The 939-nt window shown below is 64.6% G+C and carries 1 rRNA gene; it reads left to right on the top strand.

Features of this window, described 5'->3' with window-relative positions:
- Window positions 1-939, top strand: a 23S ribosomal RNA gene (locus ACTQXO_RS08720); the annotation flags it as partial.

Raw genomic sequence — 939 nt, 5'->3', positions numbered from 1 at the left:
GGGGCGACGGATGGGGGTGGCTCGGCGGGGTTCTGGACGTCCCCGTGATGGAGCGCGGCCCGCGGACCAGGGAAATCCGGTCCGCATCGAGGGCGAGGCTCCGGACGAAGCGATTGAGCGAAGCGAGTGAGCCCGAGGTCCCTAGAAAAACCCCTAGGCAGGCGCGTGCGCGCCCGTACCGCAAACCGACACAGGTGGGTGGGTAGAACATACCGAGGCGATCGGGTCAACCATGGTCAAGGAACTCGGCACAATGGCCCCGTAACTTCGGGAGAAGGGGTGCCCGCGCGTACGTGAACGGACTTGCTCCGGGAGCGGAGGCGGGCCGCAGTGGAGAGGCCCAAGCGACTGTTTACCAAAAACACAGGACTCTGCAGAAGCCGCAAGGCGACGTATAGGGTCTGACGCCTGCCCGGTGCCGGAAGGTCACGCGGAGGAGTTAGCCGTCTCGGCGAAGCCCCGAAGCCAAGCCCCGGTAAACGGCGGCCGTAACTATAACGGTCCTAAGGTAGCGAAATTCCTTGTCGGGTAAGTTCCGACCTGCACGAAAGGCGCAACGACTTGGGCGCTGTCTCGACCATGGACCCGGTGAAATTGCACTGGTCGTGAAGATGCGACTTACCCGCGGAAGGACGGAAAGACCCCGTGAACCTTCACTGCAGCTTGGCATTGGCCGCTGGTCCCGCGTGTAGAGGATAGGCAGGAGGCTAAGATCCGGAGGCGCCAGCCCCCGGGGAGCCGCCCTTGGAATACTGCCCTCGCGCGACCGGCGTCCTAACCCGAGGCCGTCAACCGGCTCGGGGACCGTGCCAGGCGGGCAGTTTGACTGGGGCGGTCGCCTCCTAAAGGGTAACGGAGGCGCGCGAAGGTCCGCTCGGGACGGTCGGCAACCGTCCTTTTGAATGCAAGAGTACAAGCGGGCTTGACTGCGAGGCCCAC

The sequence above is a fragment of the Collinsella sp. LCP19S3_D5 genome (assembly GCF_052121415.1).
Classification (GTDB): Bacteria; Actinomycetota; Coriobacteriia; order Coriobacteriales; family Coriobacteriaceae; genus Collinsella.
Note: the sequence above shows the minus strand (reverse complement) of the source record. Positions and strands in the feature narration are given on the sequence as shown.